The organism is Hominiventricola filiformis (assembly GCF_020686965.1).
Lineage (GTDB): Bacteria > Bacillota > Clostridia > Lachnospirales > Lachnospiraceae > Hominiventricola > Hominiventricola filiformis.
In genome coordinates, this window is record NZ_JAJEPS010000003.1 from 31,935 (window position 1) to 49,504 (window position 17,570).

Below are 17,570 nucleotides of genomic sequence, written 5' to 3' on the forward strand. Positions count from 1 at the left end.
GCTTCCTTTTACTTTTTACGAGTAGTTTACCACAACTCCGAGTTTTTTTAAATCCCCCTGTATATCTTCATATCCCCGGTGCACATATTCCATGCCTGAGATCCTGCTTTTTCCTTCTGCAGCCACCGCTGCCATAATAAGCGCCGCTCCTCCCCTGAGTTCTTCCGCCCTCACATCTGTTCCCAACAATCTTTCCTTCCCTTCGATAAGAGCAAAGGCCTCTCCCTGCTGAATAGATGCCCCCATCCGCCTCAGTTCCGGCACTGTCTGAAATCTCGCCTCAAAGATTTTCTCTTCCAGAAGACTTAATCCCGAAGACACCGACAACACTGCCATCAGAACAGACTGCAGATCTGTCGGAAATCCCGGATACGGCGCTGTAGCCAGATACGGAATTGCCGCAGGACGCCGTCTCATCCGGATGCGGATCTCCTCGCCATCCCCTCTGATTTCCAGTTCTGCTCCCAAATGTGCAAGAATATCAGGCAAATTGCCCAGATGTGTTGCCGGGACATGAAGAAGGCGCACATCACCGCCGGTCATCACCGCCCCACACAGATAGGTTCCCGCCACAATCCGGTCTGCAGGGATGATAAACTCAGCTCCATGGAGTTCTCTGACCCCCTCGATCTGAAGAACCGGCGTTCCTTCCCCCCTGATTTTCGCCCCCATCTTTTTTAAAAATATGGCAAGTTCCACAATTTCCGGTTCCATGGCCGCTCCGTGCAGCACCGTCTCTCCCTCTGCCAGAACTGATGCCAGCAGAAGATTCTCTGTCGCACCCACACTGGGAAAATCCAGATAAATGTTGGCTCCGTGCAGCTGCTCCGCCTGCCCCTTCAGCGTATGTTCGCAGTGTTCAAAGACTGCTCCAAGCTGTTCCAGTCCCCGCAGATGAAGGTCTATGGGTCGTTTTCCGATCGTACATCCTCCCGGATAAGGAATTTCTACCCGATGCATTCTTCCAAGAATGCTGCCAAGCAGTGTAATCGTCGAACGCATTTTTCCCGCACCGTTTCCCGTCACACAGTACTGATCCGCCTGCCGGGTATCTATGAGCAGCATATGTCCTTCTCTTCCCACTGTACATCCTGCGACTTCCAGCATTTCCAGCATATGTTCCACATCCGAGATCTTCGGACAGTGATGAAGCACAAATACACCTTTTCCAAGCAATGTAGCTGCAAGCACCGGCAGCGCCGTATTCTTGGAACCCTGCACCAGCAGTTCTCCCTGCATCTTCTGCGGTCCTTCGATGCACAGATTTTTTCCGTTCACTCTTCTCTCCTCCGACGCCTGCCTGCAGGCAATCCGCTATATACCACTATATGCATCATACGCCCGTCAATGTTCCTTTTTCCAGTCCCGCGAAACACTGAGTACAATTCCAATCTCCAGCATGAAAAATACGACTGATGTTCCTCCATAACTGATGAGTGGAAGTGTAATCCCTGTATTCGGAATCGTGTTGGTCACCACCGCCACATTCAATATAACCTGAATCAGGATATGACCCATAACCCCAGCTGCCAGAAGTGTCCCGAACAGTTCCTGTGTGTGCGTGGCAATCACCATCAGTCTCCAGATCATCAGCCCGAAAAGAAGCAGCACACCGCAGGCTCCCATAAGTCCAAGCTCCTCACAGATAATTGAAAAGATCATATCATTTTGGGCTTCCGGCACAAATCCCAGTTTCTGCATACTCTCCCCGAACCCCATGCCGAAGAGTCCGCCGGACCCAATGGCATAAAGTCCCTGCATGGTCTGGTATCCTTTCTCATACAACTCCGGATTTCTCCAGATTGCCAGACGTTCCAGCCGATAGGATTCTACTCCCAGAAAGATTCCAACAAAACCACATCCTGACATCCCCAGCCATACAAACGGCAAAAATCTCGGATTTGCCACAAAAATAAGGATAACGGCAATTCCGAGAATAATGACAGCCGTGCTCAGATTATTAGTTCCTACCAGCCCTACAACAGGAAGCGTCATGAGCAGCACCAGAAACATATTCTTCCAGGATTTCATCCGGTCCCCGACATTGCTAATGACAGATGCAAGCAGCACCACGACTGCAAGCTTGGCATATTCGGACGGCTGAAAAGACAACGGTCCAAATGACAGCCAACGCCTGGAACCATTGTAGGAATCACCAACCAGCAGCACCATCGCTGATAGAAAAAGCGACAACACGTAGCCCGGAACCGCCAGATTTTTCAAGTTTCGGTAATCCATGCAGGATACCAGATACATAGGCAGAAGCCCCACGCTGGTAGCGAAAAACTGCTTTTTCAGATAATAAAAAGAATCCGCAAATTTCACACGGCCATTATAAGCACTGGTACTGTACAGCATAAAAAGCCCGAACATCGCCAGTAAAAGTACCAGAAACAGAAGCACATAGTCCACTCTTTTTTTCCCCATGGGCGCCTCGCATATCTTCTCCTCTCCAGTCTATGTCTTTCCTGTTCCAGGCAGAACAAAAAAAGAGCACCAATACTTATGTATCAGCACTCTCTTTCTATCTTTTCATTTAAACTGCTGCGAATGCAACCAGGCAGCAAAGTGCGGTAATGATGGAGAAGACAGCTACTACTCTCGTCTCAGACCATCCACATTTTTCAAAATGATGATGAATCGGAGCCATCTTAAAAAACCGTTTTCCGTGCGTTGCTTTAAAATACGTAACCTGAATGATAACAGACAGCACTTCTACCAGATAGATAAATCCTACCAGTAAAATAAACAGCGGCATATTCATCATATAGGCAGTTGCTGCCACAAATCCTCCAAGCGCCAGGGAACCGGTATCACCCATAAATACACTTGCCGGATATACATTAAAAAGGAGGAAACCCATCAGACCGCCTGCCACTGCCAGCGTCACCGGAGCAATTCCTGCGTCTGTTCCGATCGCTACCACCGAGAAGAACACTGCTACCATCACCGTCACGCTTGCTGCCAAACCGTCCAGACCGTCCGTGAAGTTGGTTCCATTTACTGTTCCAATCACTACAAAAAACAGAAGTGGAATGGAAAGCCATCCAAGATTAATACTGATCTCCGGAAAGAACGGTACCAGCATCGTAAGACCCACATCTGAAATATTTACCATATAATAAGCAAATACCGCCGTCACAACCAGCTGTCCTGCCATCTTCTGCGCCGGAGTCAGGCCCTCGGAGCGGTGCAGTACCACCTTGATAAAATCATCCAGAAAACCGACAATTCCAAAACCAACCGTCATAAAAAGGATCGGGATGACCTTCGGATAATGCGGTGCATAGATCAGAGAAGTAATCAGAACCGCCAGAAGGAAAATAATACCACCCATGGTCGGCGTACCATTTTTCTTCAGATGCGTCTGTGGTCCGTCATCTCTGACCGTCTGTCCTACTTTCAATTTTCTCAAAATCGGAATAATTACAGGTCCGGCTGCCGCACTGATCACGAAGGAAATCAGAACTGCCAGAACAATGCTTATTTTCGTCATAACTCACACCTCTTCATTCATTTGTTCTTTTGAAGTATACGTCTTCCGAGGGGAATTATCAACCACTTTTTCCTTGCTTTTTAGACAGTGCAGGTGTAAGATAAAAATACACATGCAGGTATGGTTCATCGGTAGAACATCAGCTTCCCAAGCTGAGGAGGGGGGTTCGACTCCCCTTACCTGCTTAAGCAAAAACTTTTTGAACATTTTCAGAGCGAAAGGGAAGTTTTCTCACAGGAACTTTCCTTTTATCCTTTATCAGCTTTCCGGCATTTTCCGCTCAATTCCCATATATGGCAGAATATTTTCAAAAATATTTTTCACTACAGGTGCGCAGACTGTTCCGCCATAATAGATACCCTGCGGATCGTGGACAATGCAAAGAGCCAATACCTGCGGATCATCTGCAGGTGCGAATCCGAGAAACGAAGAAATATATTTATGGGCGCTTCGCGGCAGCGTCTGCGAGGTTGCTGTTTTCCCTCCGATCCGGTATCCTTCCAGATATGCTTTGTGCCCGGATCCTTCCGATACGACCTTTTCCAGAATTTCCCGCATCTCACCGGATACTTTTTCCGAAAGTATGCCGTCTTTCTCTTTCCATGAAAATATTTTAAGTGTCGTTCCTTCCTGACTTCTTATTTCCACTCCAAAATGCGGAGTTACTCTCCTTCCCCCGTTGATCACCGAAGAAGCCATCACCGCCAGCTGTATCGGTGTAATCTGGAAAGACTGACCAAACGTCATGGTCGCAAGCTCTACTTCCCCGATATTTTCCTGTGCATGCATAATCGTCGCTGCCTCACCTGGAATGTCAATGCCAGTCTTAGTGAGCAGCCCGTAATCCGAAAAATACTGGTAAAACAAAGAGGGACCCATTTTAAGCCCTATCGTCATCAGAGCCGGATTGCAGCTGTTCTCAAGGGCATGGGTAAAGTCTTCCGCCCCGTGCCCACCTGCCTTATGACACCGGATCCTCCGGTCCTCCACAATCTTGTAGCCAGGACAGTAATACTGGTCCTGAAGTGTGGAAGTGCCGGACTGTAGTGCCGCAGACGCTGTAAAAATCTTAAAAGTAGAACCCGGCTCATATGTATCATTGACACACTGGTTTCTCCACATCCGGTTTCTGGCATCCTGTATTTCTTGTTCTGTCATACCTGTGGTATCCGTCCCCTCCGGCAGGGTAAACGGGTCGTTCAGGTCAAACTCCGGCACATTGACGCAGGCATAGATCTCTCCATTTTGCGGATTCATCACCAGAATGGAGACATAATCTGCCTGTTTTGCCTCCATAACCTTCAACGCCTCCTGCTGGGCAAATAACTGAATATTGTAGTCGAGACTTAAAACCAGATCATTTCCCGCTGTCGGATCCACCCGCTCCTCTTTCGCATTCTCAATCTCAATTCCCCGGGCGTCCGTAAGCGTCAGTATAGTTCCCGGAATTCCTTCCAGATACTCGTCATACCGCACTTCCAGACCGATGATTCCCTGATTATCCCCGCCGGTAAACCCGAGTACTTTTGACGCCAGATCTCCATAAGGATAATATCTTTTAAAATCCTCGTCCACCTTCACCCCCGCATATCCGTAATTCCGTATCGCATCCCCCGTTTCTTTGTCCACATTCGACCGGATACGCTCGATGGAACTCACCTTTTCCACCCGTTTCCGCACGATCTCCTCCGGCAGTTCCAGTTCTTTTACCAGCATTCGAATCACCGCTTCCGGATCTTCGATCTGGCTGTGAATCACGGAGATCGTACACACAGTCCGGTTATCCGCAAGCACTTCCCCGTTCCGATCCAGAATCCTTCCCCGCGCCGCTTTAATGCTTCTCTCCCTTTCGTGGAGATCCGTTGCCAGCTGCTGATAATAATCTGCCTCAAATACCATCAGCCAGACCAGGCGTCCTGCCAGACCGATAAGCATCACCAGACTCAGTCCGAATACAATGAATATTTTCTTTCTGTGAAATGTCTTTGTATACAAAAAACACCTCATAAACTGACTTTCTTTTGTTTCAGTCTATGAAGTGTTCTTCTTTCTTATTCTGTCGGATTCCCAGCACTGGAATCTTCCGCTCCGTCCTGCGGTACAATATCAACCAGATTTTCATTGACCGGGGAATCTCCAAGCACATCGTCACTACTCTGATCAACGCTATCCGGATCCGGCATGGTTACTGTCTCTCCTGTCTGCGGATCAATCACCGTACCTTCTTCCAGAGGTGCCTCCTCTTCAGAAGGCTCTTCCTCAGAAGCCGCTGCTGCCGCTGCCTGTTCAGCTTCTACCTCTGCTTTCAGATCATCCGGAATCTCTTCCGTCGGATAAATATTCAGATACGGAAGTGCTTCCTTCATAATATTTTTCCAGATCTCAATAGCAAAGGAACTGGTAGACTGCTTGGCTGCATTTGGTTCATCCACAACCACATAGAGCACGACCTGCGGATCATCCGCCGGTGCAAATCCGATAAAGGATACCAGATAATTGGTCTTATCTCTTGGAATCTTCTCTGCAGTACCTGTCTTGCCGCCCAGAGAATATCCGGCAATTCGTGCGGATTTACCGGTTGCATTATTTCCATTGGCGTCCTGTGGCCCGTAGATTGTATTATAAAGGTATTTGCGAATCAAAGCGGAGGTTTTCGCTGAAATCGGTTTTCTTAAAACAACCGGTTCTACATTTCTCAAGGTTCCTCCGTCGCTGTCCAGAATTTTTTTCACCACATGCGGCTGATAATAACTACCGCCGTTAATAGTCGCGGAAAATGCAGATACCATCTGAATCATCGTCACATTAAAGTTCTGTCCGAAAGAGTTGGTCGCAAGGTCCGTTGCTCCCATAGTCAGGTTCTCACTGGGTGCAGAGCCTGCCGGATAATAGATCAGACTGTCTGTTCTCGCTTCTCCCGGCAGATCAATGCCTGTCCGGAGTCCGAGATTAAACAGGTTTTGATATCTGGAATAATTTTCTTCCCCAAGCTTTGCTGCGATCTGCATCAAAGCGTCATTGCAGGAATATTTCAAAGCGCCTTCCAGGTCAATAATGCCGTGGCCGATCTTCTTTGCACACCAGATGGTATGACCTCCTACCGTCTGGTTTCCGTCACAGAGAAATGTATCCCCATCGTGTACTACACCTGTCTCCAGTGCCGCAGCAACCGTAATCGGCTTTGCAGTGGAACCTGGCTCATACGTATCACTGACACAGAAATTACGCCACAGCTCGTTCAATGCATTCAGCCGGTCTTCCTCAGAAAGATTTGCCGCATCCTCTTCTGAATAAAGTCCATTTGCAACTACATCATAGGGATTATTCAGATCATACCGGCGGTTGCTGGACATTGCCAGAATTTCTCCGGTATTCGGGTCCATCATAATGGCAGCCGCAGTCTTACTTCCCGCGCCTTCCCTTGCCGCATCCCGGTATTTCTCCTGAAACTCATCGATAGCCTTCTCTACAATCTCCTGCAGCGTTACGTCAATAGTAGACACCACACTGTCTCCGTCCACTGCCGCCCGAACTGTTTTGTCCTGCTCCAGATCTTCATTCAGGAAATTGTAACTTCTTCCGTTTTCGCCGTTCAACGTAGACGAATACTGCTGCTCAATGCCATACTGACCCACATTTCCGGAAACCGTATACCCGATCACGTTGCATGCCAGAGAATCATACGGATAACGGCGCAGATAATCCTCTTCCAGCCATACGCCTTCGATCCGGTTCACCTTATTGCCCTTATCATCCTTTTCATCCTGCATATCAAGAAATCCCTGCACCTGATCCTTGGTCAGCTGCTTTTTCAGAGGAACATAATGGCTGTCTTTCTTCTCACTCATCAACGTGTCAAGCTCTGATCGATCAATCTCAAAACAGCTGACCAGCGCCTGCAGCGTCGGTTCCACATAATCCTTCTCCGGATCTTCATCGTGGTACTCCCATAGTACCTTCGGGTCGAGAATCAGATTGTAGACCTTCTCACTGGTAGCAAGCACCGTTCCGTTCCGGTCATAGATATCACCGCGTTTATAAGGCAGCGTCGTGCTGTTGGCATCCTGCTGGGCAAGTACTTTTTTTGTATAACGCTCTCCGCTGACACGATTAATATACACAAGACGTATAATGACCGCAAGCAAAACCAGCACTATTACTACAAATAATAGTGCCAGTTTCTGTTTCATTTTCAATGTTATTTTCTGTTTTCTGGTTAGTTTTCTACGATGTCTGGACACGTAAATCTCCTATTCTCCATCTTTTCCCAGAAGCTTGTCTTTCATAGATGAATAATCCGGCGGAATCGAACCGTTCTGTCTTACATAATCATCAGTGCCTCCATCATAGAGAATCACCTGGTTCGGTTCTGCGTAAACCATTCCCAGTTCATTGATGGCCACATCTCTGATATGATCCAGATCCACAGAAGTCATGATTCTTGTATAATTATCATTATTTTCCTTCCGAAGATCCTCAAGCTCCGTCTCAAGTGATGCAATATGCTTCACTCTACTGGTGGTTTCTGCCTGAAGCTGCAGATAATTGACACAGGACCAGAGTACCATGCAGGATGCTGCTGCGAGAAAAATCATGTACAGAACATTGACATATTGAACATTGCTTTTTTCCGCGTGACGGCGTTCCCGTCTCTCCGGCTGACGTTCTCTGGACGGATATTCCAGAGTCTGCACCTTCCGTGCCGTATTTCCTTCAATTGCTCTTTGCTGTCTTCTCATCGTGGACATCAATTCCACTCCTCCCTCATATCAGCTTATATCCGTTCAAACACCCGGAGTTTCGCACTTTTCGACCGGCTGTTTTCTTCCAGTTCTTTCTCCCCCGGCAAAACCGGCTTTCTCGTTACCACACGGCCTTTTGATACTTTTCCACAGACACACACCGGAAAATCCGGCGGACAAGTACACGGATGCTCATTGGTTCTGAATGCATTTTTTACAATTCGATCCTCCAGGGAATGGAATGTAATAATACAGATTCTTCCTCCCGGATTCAGGAAATCGATCATGTCATCCAGTGAATCCCTTAACACTTCCAGCTCTCTGTTCAGTTCGATCCGGATCGCCTGAAATGTCTGTTTGGCCGGATGTCCCTTCTGCATTCTGATCTTCGCGGGTATCGCGGCCTTGATAATCTCTACCAGCTCTCCTGTTGTCTCCACAGGCTTTTTCTCCCTTGCCTGTACAATATGTTTTGCAATATTCTTTGCAAATTTATCTTCTCCGTAATCTCTGATTACGCGGTATAATTCCATCTCACTGTAACCATTTACAATGTCTCTCGCAGTCTTCTCCTGCCTCTGGTCCATACGCATATCAAGTGCCGCATCTTCCCGGTAGGTAAATCCCCGGTCCGCTTCATCCAGCTGATAGGAAGAAACTCCAAGGTCAAGGACGATACCGTCCACCCCTGTAACTCCCCTGGCTTTCAGTTCCTCCACCATCCGACAGTAGTTGCTTCTGATGATCGTCACCTGATTACCAAAACATCTCAGTCTCTCTCCAGCTGCTTCAATTGCTGCTGCATCCTGATCAATTCCGTAAAAATGGCCATTTTCATTCAAGCGGCTGCATACCTGAAATGCATGTCCGCCTCCGCCCAGTGTTCCATCCACATAGATTCCGTCCGGGCGAATATGCAGTTCGTCAATGGTTTCCTGTAGCAAAACCGAATAATGACTGAATTCCATGTGTCTGTTCCTCACTCTCTGCCACTTACATAGTTCAGGTGGCTGGCAATTGCATCCATATCACCAAAGTCGGCATTTTTCTTCCACTCGTCCTCATCCCAGATCTCAATATGATCCAGCATACCGGCAAGCAGTACATCCTTTTTCAAATTCGCAAATTCACGAAGCGTCGTAGGAATTAGAATACGTCCCTGCTTGTCCAGTTCACAGGTTGTAGCTCCTGCGATAATAAAACGGGTAAAAAGACGGGCATTTCTGTCAGTAAGCGGAAGTTTTTTAAGCTCTTCTACATAGGCTTCCCAGCTCTCCATAGGATATACGAAAAGACAGCCATCCAGTCCTCTCGTCACAACGAATTCTGCACCAAGCAGTTCGCGGAATTTGGAAGGGACAATCAGCCTGCCTTTGGGATCTACCGTATGTCTGTACTCACCCATGAACATGCGCTTTCACCCTCTTTCGTGACGCCGGTTCCTCCACTTTACATCCATAAGGAACCACTTTACACCACTTTTCTCCACTTACTCGTCTATCATAACCCTGTTTTAGGCAAAATGCAAGTGCCATCTTAAGAAATTCTTCAGAAATCTGTAAAAGAAAACAGGGCTGCCTGCAGTTGCAGACAACCCTGTTTTCTTTTCCCCTTATGAAATTGTTTTTGTGTGTTCTTCTTCGTAAGCTTCGATGAGCTGATCCATCTTCTGTGCTTCCTGAAGAAGTTCCGTCAGATTATCGGCCGTACCGACCATCTGCTCAAGCACCTTCCTCTGTGCTTCAATTTGCTGTCTGACATTCATTCTTTAGCCGTTTTGTTCCTTCACTTTTGCAGTTTTCCTGCCCTTCACAATCATGCAAAGGGAGAATACAATGAGTACCCCTGCCAACATCTGCGATACCGGAATTCCCGTTCCTCCAATCTGAAGCTGATCCGTCCGAAGACCTTCAATCCAGATACGTCCGAGCCCATATCCAAGCAGATAAGTCAAGAACAGTTCACCTTGGAATTTTTTTCGGGTACGGTACCAGTAGAGGACACAGATCACACCCAGATTCCATAACGATTCATACAAAAACGTCGGATGAACCTGAATAAACTGTTCCCCACCAATCAACTGTACGTGTGCCCACATCTGATCCGTGATTTCATGCGCACGTACCGCATTCACCGGAAGCTGCATGGCAAACAGTCCGTCCGTGTAACCGCCGAAAGCTTCTCTGTTGAAGAAATTTCCCCAGCGTCCCAGAATCTGTCCTGCTACCAGTCCGATACACGCCGTATCCAGCATCCGTGTGAAAGAAAGTTTTTTCACTCTGCTGTATACGAAAACCGTAGCAACCGCTCCGATTACTGCTCCATAGATTGCAATACCGCCCTGCCGCAGATTAAAAATACTCAGCAGGTCATTCTTATAGTTGTCCCATGAGAAAATTACATAGTACGTTCTGGCGCAGATGATGGACACCACAATGGCATAGATGACCAGATCTGTATACGTATCCGGATTCTGTCCGGTTCTCTTTGCTTCACGTTCTGCCAGATAAAGTCCCAGCAAGATGGAGCATCCCATAATAATTCCATAATAGGCAATATGAAAACCGTTAACGGAAATGAATTTTCCCACATGATCCAGGTAAATACCCAGATGTGGAAAATTGATTGACATGTTCATTGATGTATTTCCTTTCCCACAGTTTTATTCTACGTCCTGATCCGACTTTTTTCAACTTGCACTTGTCGACAAATTTCGACACAGAAAAATATTCTATACATTGAAACGGAACAGAATCACATCGCCGTCTTTAACCACATAGTCTTTTCCTTCCATGCCGACGATTCCCTTTTCTCTCGCTGCGGAAAGGCTTCCATTATCAAGAAGATCCTGATAGTTCACAACCTCTGCCTTGATAAATCCGCGTTCAAAATCTGTATGAATCTTACCTGCTGCCTGCGGTGCCTTGGTACCTTTCTTGATAGTCCATGCACGACACTCATCTTCTCCTGCAGTCAGAAAACTGATCAGTCCCAAAAGGCTGTAGCTTGCTGCCACCAGTTTGTCAAGTCCACTGGACTCTACACCCAGATCCTCCAGGTATTCTTTCTTCTCATCCTCATCCAGTTCAGAGAGTTCCTGCTCAATCTGTGCACAGATGACAAATACTTCTGCGCCTTCTTCTTTTGCCATCTCTCTTACTTTTGCTACGTGTGGATTGGAAGCTCCGTCATCTGCCAGATCATCCTCTGTTACGTTGGCTGCATAGATCGTCGGTTTTGCAGTCAGAAGATTGTAATTCTTAAACCACAGCTGATCATCTTCATCATCAGGCACCTCAAAGGTTCTTGCCATCTTGCCCTCTTCCAGATGCGCTTTGACAGCCTCTACCAGTTCCAGTTCTTTGGCATAGGTTTTATCCATCTTTGCCTGTTTTCCGATCTTGGAAATTCTTCTCTCCAGAATCTCGATATCAGAGAAGATCAGTTCCAGGTTAATCGTCTCAATATCTCTTGCCGGATCAATGGAACCATCCACATGGATGATATTCGGGTCCTCGAAGCAGCGTACCACATGAACAATGGCGTCTACCTCACGGATATTTGCCAGAAACTGGTTGCCAAGTCCCTCACCTTTGCTGGCACCCTTTACCAGACCTGCAATATCTACAAATTCAATGGTAGCCGGTGTTACTTTCTTTGTATGATACAGCTCGCCCAGTTTTACAATTCTCTCATCCGGGACAGATACGATGCCAACGTTCGGATCAATTGTTGCAAAGGGATAGTTTGCAGACAGCGCCCCTGCCTTGGTCAGAGAATTAAATAATGTACTTTTTCCTACATTTGGAAGTCCGACGATACCTAATTTCATGCTATCAATTACCTTGTTCAGAAATTCCTGGTTTCCAGGATGTTCTGCCTTTCTCTTTCTTTCCTTACACAGCTCGGGCAAATCCTGGCTGGATTTGCCCGATACAGCATTATATTATAGCACATCCCTGTGGGTTTGGAAAGAGGTGGTTCTGGGGTTCCGCACTTTATTGACCGGGTTCGGGCGTGGGCTCTGGGGTTATGTGTCCCGGACCGGGACGTGGATCTCTACACCAAACTTGCCAAAAAATTTCCTGCCTTTTTTGAAAAATGCGGAACTATCAGCCAACGAAGCCCGTTTCTGGCCCATTTCACGTAAAAAAGCTTGTTGTGGCGACGTAAAACAGGAACTGGCGCGGAACTATTTTGATATAGACCCACGCCAGGTTATTAATCCCAGAGATTGCGGTACAGCTGTTCTACTTCTTCCTCTGTAATCGGCCGTCTGGTGTTCTGCGGACTTCCGCTCTCCATGGCATCATGCGCCATCTTTTCAATTACATCGAAAAATTCTTTTCTGTCCACACCGTACTCTTCCAGTGTCGGAGTTTCCAGATCTTTAACCAGATCCTCTACTGCATCCATGAATTTTGCAGCTGCGGCTTCGTCGCTGTCCTCAGCAGTTGCTTTTCCGATGGTTCTTGCCAGATCAGCAAACCGGTCATAAGCTCCGGGCACTGCAAACTTCAGGCACTCTTTCAGCAGCATGGCATTGGAAAGGCCATGTGCAATATGAAACATGGCACCGATCGGACGGCTCATACCGTGAATGACTGTTACAGAAGAGTTGCAGAATGCAATTCCTGCTTCCAGCGCTGCCACTGACATCTGCACTCTTGCTTTCTCGTTCTGTCCATCGTGAAATGCAACCGGCAGATACTGGAAGATTCTCTTCACTGCAGAAACAGCGAAGGTATCGGATAAAGTCTGTGCCTTTCTGGAGGTATATGCCTCTACTGCATGACAAAGTGCATCCAGTCCGGTAGCTGCCGTAATTTTCGGCGGTGCTGTCATAGTGAACTGCGGGTCAATAATTGCCAGATTCGGAATCAGCACATCTCCGGTCAGAAGCATTTTAATATCTCTCTTCGTATCCGTGATAATCGTAAATTTAGTAGCCTCGGAACCGGTACCTGCAGTCGTCGGGATTGCTGCCATCGGCGGCATCTTCACATCAATCACTTTTCCCATATAATCGGAAATGTTTCCACCGCCTGCTGCCATCATACCGATTGCTTTCATGGAATCAATTGGGCTTCCGCCGCCGAGCGCTACCAGGAAATCACATTCCTCATCTTTATACATTTTCAGACCAGCTTCAATCATAGTGTCTGTCGGCTCTCCAGTCACACCGCTGAAAATCACATATTCAATTCCCTGATTTTTCAGGGCAGTCTCTACTTTTGCACAGTTTCCAAGACCGACCATGACACTGTCTGTCACAAGCAGTGCTTTTTTTCCCATAGAGCCAAATTTCTTTTCTGCCAGTTCAAGAGCCCCTGAACCTGATACAATCTGTCCCGGTACAATAAAATCTCTTGCCATCTTACGCCTCCACAATTATCTTGTTATTTATTTAACATAATTATAGCACTCCCAAATTTGTTTTTATATGTACTATACTGCAGCAAATATTTCCTATCATAAACGTCCGAATACTTCTGCATAAAAAACGCCTGCGGTTACCCGCAGACGCTTCTCATTTTCATTTCTTATCTTAAAAAAATCTTATACACATCATTAAAAAGAATCAGCACCATCAGTCCCATGAGGAACACGAAGCCCAGAAAGTGCACCATGCTCTCTTTCTCTGCCGGAAGTGCCTTTCCGCGGATGGCTTCGATAATCAAGAATACCAGCCGTCCGCCATCCAGTGCAGGGATAGGCAGGAGGTTCATGACCCCCAGGTTGACGCTTAGGAGAATTGCCATCATCAGCAGATTCATAGCCACATAGAACCAGCCATCCGGACGGGATTCCTGATAAGTATCACCGATGGCATCCACGATGCCAACCGGACCGGACATTTCATTTAAGCCCACTTGTCCGCGCACCAGCATGGACAGACTCTCTACCGTGGCTTTCATCCAGTAGCGGACTTCCGCCCCACTGTAGCCGAACACCTGGAGCACATTTCCTTTATCCCGGTAAACAGATTTGGAAAATCCATAGAGGTAAGCTCCATTTTCACTCTGAAGCGGTGTCAAAGTCACTTTGTAGCTCTCGCCGTCTCTTTTGTAGGTTACTTCTGCGGTCTGTCCCTGATGAAGGGTACTGTAGAGGCTTACTTCCCTGTACAGAAAAGTGTGACTGCCGCCGATACTGGTGATCTGGTCACCATCCTCCATGCCGGCTGCTTCCGCTGCGGAACCGGGGATGACATTGATTACGGTACTGTCATAGCCCACTCCTGCCACAATGATCATGGCCATCAGATAGGCAAGGATAAAGTTAAAGATGGGACCTGCCGCCACTACGGAAATCCGCGTCCAGACGGAAGCACTTCCAAAGGATCCCTCTTCGTCGCTGTCTCCATCCTCTCCCACCATCAGGCAGGAACCGCCAAATGGAAGCAGCTTCAGAGAATACCGGGTTCCACCCCACTCATGGCTCCACAGTCTTGGCCCCATGCCAAGGGAAAATTCCGTCACCGCAATCCCGCCCCGCTTCGCCAGGAGAAAATGTCCCAACTCATGGAACAGCACAAGGGCACTGAAAATAATCAGTGCAAAAATGATACTCAATCTACCACCTGCTCTCAATCAGTTCATAGGTTGCCGCTTCTGTCTCCAGAATCTGCTCTACTGTCGGATTCTCTGTCACTTTATGTTCTGCCATGCAGCTTCTGATGATTTCCGGAATATCCAGAAAACCGATCTTACGATCCAGGAATTTGGCAACTGCACGCTCATTGGCTGCATTGTAGACTGTCGGCATAGTGCCGCCTGCTGCCGCTGCATTAAAGGCCAGCTTCAGTCCCGGGAAGTTCTCCATATCCGGCTTCTCAAAAGTAATCTGATTCAGTGTCCAGAAATCCAGACAATCTCCCGGCAGATGCCGGCGGTTCGGATAATACAGGGCATACTGGATCGGAAGTTTCATATCCGGTGTGCCAAGCTGCGCGATGACCGCGCCGTCCACGAACTCTACCATGGAATGGATGATACTCTTCGGCTGTACCACGATCTGAATATCTTTTGGTTCCACACCAAAGAGCCAGCGGGCCTCCATCATTTCCAGTCCCTTATTGACCAGAGTTGCCGAATCAATGGTAATCTTTCTTCCCATGGACCAGTTGGGATGCTTCAGTGCGTCCTCCACCTGGACATTTTTCAGTTCTTCTTTTTTCTTTCCGCGGAACGGGCCGCCGGATGCCGTCAGAAGAATCTTCTTCAGCTGATCCTTATGCTCACCGTTCAGACACTGGAAAATGGCGCTGTGCTCGCTGTCCACCGGGAGAATTTTCACATGACACTCTTCTGCCAGCGGCATGATAATGTGTCCTGCGGTTACCAGAGTCTCTTTATTTGCCAGCGCAATGTCTTTTCCGGCTTTCATGGCTGCAATGGTCGGACGGATACCGATCATACCGACGATAGCCGTTACCAGAATCTCAGATGCCGGGTCTGTTGCCACTTCCAGAAGTCCATCCATACCGGATACGACTTTTACCGGAAGATCCTTTACCCGATCCCGTAATTCTTTTGCTTTTTTCTCGGTCCACATAGCCGCCAGAACCGGATGAAATTCCCGGATCTGTTTTTCCATCAGATCAACGTTGCCGCCTGCTGCCAGTGCGGTAATCTGAAGATCTCCGTTCTCCCGTGCCACTTCCAGGGTCTGGGTACCGATGGAACCGGTGGAACCTAATATTGCTACTTTCTTCATCGTTCTTCTCTCCTGTAGAATCTCCAATTAATGATTAAAATATAATGCCAGAATGTAAATCATGGGCGCGGTCACAATGACGCTGTCAAACCGGTCCAGAATACCGCCGTGTCCCGGAATGAGGGTCCCATAATCCTTGATATCATGTTGTCTCTTCACCGCAGAAGCTGCCAGATCACCGATCTGGGAGGCAGCCGCGCCGACTCCACAGATTACCGCATAAAGTCCCGGATCTCCCTCTGCCAGTGCGCCGAACAGAGCACCAAGAAGGGCAGCGCCCACTACGCCGCCTACGGCACCTTCTATGGATTTCTTCGGGCTCAACACCGGCGCCAGCCTGTGTTTGCCAACGAGCACACCGGTGCAGTAGGCACAGGTATCACAGCCCCAGGCGCTTAAGAAAATAAGCCATACCAGCTGAAAGCCATCCTCCAGCATCCTGGTCTGGTAAATAAAACTCAACATCACCGGCACATACAGAATTCCAAAATAAGCTTCCGTAATCTTCCGGGTATCATACTTCGGAAAGGAAAATACATAAACAGCCAGAAACAGCATCAGGGTAATGACCAGAGTCATCCACAGATTTTCTTTCCATGCCAGATCTCCTCCGCAGACAATCCATTCCAGAAATGCCCACATACCGGTTCCGATCATACCAATCCACCAGAGCAGATCATTTTTCTGAATATCCACTGCCCGGTAAAATTCATGCAGTCCCACAAAACCGGCCAGCGTCACCGCAATCCAGAGCGGCCAGCTGCCATAGGCACCAGTCACCAAAATGATTGCCACCAGAAGGATTCCGCTTCCCAGTCTGGTTAAAAATGATTTCATTCTTCCTTCACTCCCCCATAACGACGATCTCTGCCGTTATATTTTTCAATGGCTTTTTCCAGTTCTGCCTTGTTAAAATCAGGCCACGGCACATCTGTAAAATAAAATTCCGTATACGCCAGCTGCCACATAAGGTAATTGGAAAGACGCAGCTCTCCGCTGGTACGGATCAGAAGATCCGGATCCGGGATGCCTGCCGTATCCAGATGGTCGGAAATCGTCTCCTCCGTAATATCCTCCGGACGGATGCCTTCCTCCACAATCTTCGTCACGGCTCTGCGGATCTCATCACGGCTTCCGTAGTTGATGGCAATGGTAAAATTCAATCCATCCTGATCTTTGGACTCTTCTTCCAGTTTGGCAATGCTGTCCTGGATATCCTGTGCCAGTCCGGTCTTATCACCGATGACGCGGACTTTCATATGATTCTTCTTTGCTGTTTTGACACAGGTTTTCATATAATTGCGGAGCAGTGTCATAAGGGCATCCACTTCATCCTTGCTGCGCTTCCAGTTCTCCGTGGAAAAAGCATAGACCGTCAGGTATTTAATCCCCATATTATATGCTTCTTCACAGATTCTCTCCACATTTTTTGCCCCCTGGACATGTCCGTAATTACGGGGCATTCCTTTTGCCTTTGCCCACCGTCCGTTGCCGTCCAGAATAATGGCTACATGCTGCGGAATCTTCATATTATTTCATCCTCCACATTTCCTTAAAACGTATTTTAGGCTGCCGCCGGGAAGAAAGCGCAATATTTCCCACACTTTCTCCAT

Annotated in this window: 16 protein-coding genes and 1 tRNA gene; 1 reads left to right on the forward strand and 16 read right to left on the reverse strand. The window is 47.8% G+C overall.

Features of this window, described 5'->3' with window-relative positions:
* Positions 1–15 precede the first annotated feature (15 nt).
* The 3 genes from murA to mraY all read right to left on the reverse strand — a co-directional run bounded on the left by murA (position 16) and on the right by mraY (position 3,496).
* The gene (gene murA / locus LKD36_RS04480; RefSeq protein ID WP_308458863.1) at positions 16–1,278 is read right to left on the reverse strand and encodes a UDP-N-acetylglucosamine 1-carboxyvinyltransferase; all 1,263 of its coding nucleotides are present in this window, start codon (positions 1,276–1,278) and stop codon (positions 16–18) included.
* A gap of 66 nt (positions 1,279–1,344) precedes the next feature.
* Entirely contained in the window at positions 1,345–2,427 is a 1,083-nt protein-coding gene (locus tag LKD36_RS04485) for an FtsW/RodA/SpoVE family cell cycle protein (RefSeq protein ID WP_308458864.1), read from the reverse strand.
* A 109-nt stretch (positions 2,428–2,536) separates the two neighbouring features.
* Complete coding sequence (mraY, locus tag LKD36_RS04490; RefSeq protein ID WP_308458865.1) at positions 2,537–3,496, reverse strand: phospho-N-acetylmuramoyl-pentapeptide-transferase; 960 nt, start codon at positions 3,494–3,496, stop codon at positions 2,537–2,539.
* A gap of 114 nt (positions 3,497–3,610) precedes the next feature.
* On the opposite strand from mraY, the gene LKD36_RS04495 reads away from it, so the two are divergent.
* Positions 3,611–3,681 (forward strand) — tRNA-Gly (locus LKD36_RS04495).
* A 73-nt stretch (positions 3,682–3,754) separates the two neighbouring features.
* Here LKD36_RS04495 and LKD36_RS04500 read toward each other — a convergent pair.
* The 13 genes from LKD36_RS04500 to LKD36_RS04560 all read right to left on the reverse strand — a co-directional run bounded on the left by LKD36_RS04500 (position 3,755) and on the right by LKD36_RS04560 (position 17,486).
* A complete protein-coding gene (locus tag LKD36_RS04500) occupies positions 3,755–5,503 on the reverse strand; it encodes a peptidoglycan D,D-transpeptidase FtsI family protein (protein WP_408610914.1) in 1,749 nt (582 codons plus the stop codon).
* A 44-nt stretch (positions 5,504–5,547) separates the two neighbouring features.
* Positions 5,548–7,737: a peptidoglycan D,D-transpeptidase FtsI family protein gene (locus LKD36_RS04505; RefSeq protein WP_308458867.1), complete on the reverse strand. Its 2,190-nt coding sequence runs from the start codon at positions 7,735–7,737 to the stop codon at positions 5,548–5,550.
* 9 nt (positions 7,738–7,746) lie between these two features.
* A complete protein-coding gene (locus LKD36_RS04510; protein ID WP_308458868.1) occupies positions 7,747–8,247 on the reverse strand; it encodes an FtsB/FtsL family cell division protein in 501 nt (166 codons plus the stop codon).
* A 23-nt stretch (positions 8,248–8,270) separates the two neighbouring features.
* The gene (gene rsmH / locus LKD36_RS04515) at positions 8,271–9,206 is read right to left on the reverse strand and encodes a 16S rRNA (cytosine(1402)-N(4))-methyltransferase RsmH (RefSeq protein ID WP_118769367.1); all 936 of its coding nucleotides are present in this window, start codon (positions 9,204–9,206) and stop codon (positions 8,271–8,273) included.
* Positions 9,207–9,217: 11 nt separating this feature from the next.
* Positions 9,218–9,649, reverse strand: a complete 432-nt coding sequence (gene mraZ, locus LKD36_RS04520) for a division/cell wall cluster transcriptional repressor MraZ (RefSeq protein ID WP_118769366.1) — start codon at positions 9,647–9,649, stop codon at positions 9,218–9,220.
* Positions 9,650–9,850: 201 nt separating this feature from the next.
* Entirely contained in the window at positions 9,851–10,003 is a 153-nt protein-coding gene (locus LKD36_RS04525; RefSeq protein WP_308458869.1) for a hypothetical protein, read from the reverse strand.
* Between the two features lie 3 nt (positions 10,004–10,006).
* Entirely contained in the window at positions 10,007–10,876 is an 870-nt protein-coding gene (lgt, locus tag LKD36_RS04530) for a prolipoprotein diacylglyceryl transferase (protein WP_118769365.1), read from the reverse strand.
* A 93-nt stretch (positions 10,877–10,969) separates the two neighbouring features.
* Positions 10,970–12,070, reverse strand: coding sequence for a redox-regulated ATPase YchF (ychF, locus tag LKD36_RS04535; protein ID WP_308458870.1), 1,101 nt, complete (start codon positions 12,068–12,070; stop codon positions 10,970–10,972).
* Positions 12,071–12,459: 389 nt separating this feature from the next.
* Positions 12,460–13,614 (reverse strand): iron-containing alcohol dehydrogenase, encoded by a 1,155-nt coding sequence (locus LKD36_RS04540; RefSeq protein ID WP_308458871.1) that lies wholly within the window; start codon positions 13,612–13,614, stop codon positions 12,460–12,462.
* A 167-nt stretch (positions 13,615–13,781) separates the two neighbouring features.
* Positions 13,782–14,813 carry an RIP metalloprotease RseP gene (gene rseP, locus LKD36_RS04545; RefSeq protein WP_308458872.1) on the reverse strand — a complete coding sequence of 344 codons (1,032 nt, stop codon included), beginning with the start codon at positions 14,811–14,813 and terminating at the stop codon, positions 13,782–13,784.
* A 1-nt stretch (position 14,814) separates the two neighbouring features.
* The gene (locus LKD36_RS04550; RefSeq protein WP_308458873.1) at positions 14,815–15,957 is read right to left on the reverse strand and encodes a 1-deoxy-D-xylulose-5-phosphate reductoisomerase; all 1,143 of its coding nucleotides are present in this window, start codon (positions 15,955–15,957) and stop codon (positions 14,815–14,817) included.
* A gap of 27 nt (positions 15,958–15,984) precedes the next feature.
* A complete protein-coding gene (locus tag LKD36_RS04555; RefSeq protein ID WP_308458874.1) occupies positions 15,985–16,794 on the reverse strand; it encodes a phosphatidate cytidylyltransferase in 810 nt (269 codons plus the stop codon).
* A complete protein-coding gene (locus LKD36_RS04560; RefSeq protein ID WP_308458875.1) occupies positions 16,791–17,486 on the reverse strand; it encodes an isoprenyl transferase in 696 nt (231 codons plus the stop codon). The genes LKD36_RS04555 and LKD36_RS04560 overlap by 4 nt, the downstream gene beginning before the upstream one ends.
* Between the last annotated feature and the right edge of the window lie 84 nt (positions 17,487–17,570).